Origin of the sequence: Chromohalobacter sp. 48-RD10, assembly GCF_029889785.1 — a bacterium.
Classification (GTDB): domain Bacteria; phylum Pseudomonadota; class Gammaproteobacteria; order Pseudomonadales; family Halomonadaceae; genus Chromohalobacter.
Genome location: NZ_JARANX010000130.1, coordinates 1 through 1,535, shown reverse-complemented (window position 1 = coordinate 1,535; position 1,535 = coordinate 1). Strand labels below are relative to the sequence as shown.

Annotated in this window: 2 protein-coding genes and 2 pseudogenes; all 4 read right to left on the bottom strand. The window is 61.9% G+C overall.

What is annotated here, in order from left to right; genetic code table 11:
• A pseudogene (locus tag OP496_RS17700) lies at positions 1-96 on the bottom strand (3-deoxy-manno-octulosonate cytidylyltransferase); the annotation flags it as partial.
• Positions 93-317: a Trm112 family protein gene (locus tag OP496_RS17695; protein WP_280565226.1), complete on the bottom strand. Its 225-nt coding sequence runs from the start codon at positions 315-317 to the stop codon at positions 93-95. The pseudogene OP496_RS17700 and the gene OP496_RS17695, both read right to left, overlap by 4 nt.
• A 3-nt stretch (positions 318-320) precedes the next feature.
• Complete coding sequence (gene lpxK / locus OP496_RS17690) at positions 321-1,313, bottom strand: tetraacyldisaccharide 4'-kinase (RefSeq protein WP_280565224.1); 993 nt, start codon at positions 1,311-1,313, stop codon at positions 321-323.
• A pseudogene (locus tag OP496_RS17685) lies at positions 1,310-1,535 on the bottom strand (lipid ABC transporter permease/ATP-binding protein); the annotation flags it as partial. The pseudogene OP496_RS17685 and the gene lpxK, both read right to left, overlap by 4 nt.

Genomic DNA, 1,535 nt, shown 5'->3' with positions numbered 1-1,535 from the left:
TGCGATCATGGGCTCGCCGTTGATATCCAACAAGGGCTTGCCCGGTAGCCGTGACGCGCCATAGCGCGCCGGTATCACCACGACCACATCATTCATGTCGCGTCATCCCGCACCTCTCCGGCACCGCTACGCGTCTTGGCCAGCTTCTCGTCAGCATCCATACGGCGCGCTTGTTCTGCCAGCATCACCGGAATGTCATCTTCAACGGGATATGCCAGGCCATCGAAGTAACACTTGAGTTCACCGCGCTCGCGGTCGTACTTGAGCTTGCCTTGGCAGTGTGGGCACACCAGCATTGCCAGCATTTGCTTATCCATGGTTCACCTCTCGGTCAACGCCGCCAAGCGGCCTTCTAGCCAGATCATGAGCGCCGGGTCGGGATGCGCTTCGACATCCAGTACCCAGCACCGTTCATGTGCGAAAGGACGACACTTGACCGCATCCTTGGCCGTCATGACCACCGGCCGATTATCGGAAAATTGCAGGTCGGCGGCGTCGAAGCGATGGTGATCGGCCAACGGACAGGGGTCGAATTCGACGTTCAGTCCCGCCAGTGTCTCGAAGAAACGCGATGGATGACCGATCCCCGCCAGGGCATGCACGCGTCCATTGAACGGTCGTCCCTCGATGGGATAACAGACGTCATCGATCAGATGCCGCCAACGCGACGGCGTCAGATGCATACTGTAGTTAGGCACCGGCAAGTCCTGCTGCAGGGAGCCGTTGCCGATGACTGCATCGACGTCTTCCAATCGGGAAAGCGGTTCACGCAGCGGCCCCGCGGGCAGACAGCGACCATTACCGAAGCCGCGCGCACCATCCACCACCACGAGTTCGATATCGCGCCCCATGGCCAGATGCTGCAGTCCATCATCGGACAGCAGGATGTCGCAGCCGGCCGCGATCAACTTGCGTGCGGCACGTGGGCGATCGGGATCAACCGCGACGGGAAGCCCCGTCTGGGCCGCCAGCATGACCGGCTCGTCGCCTGCTTCTACCGGGGAGGTTTCCGGCGTCACGTATAGCGGATAACGCCGCGCATGGCCGCCATAGCCGCGCGAGACGATGCCCGGATGCCAGCCACGTTCGGCGAGCCAGCGCGCCATCCATGCCACCAGGGGCGACTTGCCGGTTCCTCCCACGGAAAGATTGCCGATCACGATCAACGGTACCGGAGGTACCCAGACCGTCTTCGTGCCACGCTGATAGGCCCTGCGTCGCGCCCCCATGGCCGAAGCATACAGCCCCGCCAGAGGACGCAGCGGCATGAGCCAGGCCGCGTCACGGTACCAGGCATCCTGCAAGCGACTCACTCGGCCTCCTGGAATTGCAGTTGGTGAAGCGCAGCATAGGCACCATCCTGCGCCAACAATTCAGTATGGGTGCCGCTTTCGATGATCTCGCCCTGCTCCATGACCAGAATGCGGTCGGCGCGCTCGATGGTCGACAAGCGATGGGCAATGACGAAGGTCGTGCGCCCACGGCATACCGTTTCCAACGCTTGCTGAATATAACGTTCGGACTCTGTGTCCAGC

Bases quoted from the DNA above. Each gene is read 5' to 3' on its own strand.
- OP496_RS17695 (WP_280565226.1), bottom strand. From the start codon at position 317: ATGGATAAGCAAATGCTGGCAATGCTGGTGTGCCCACACTGCCAAGGC.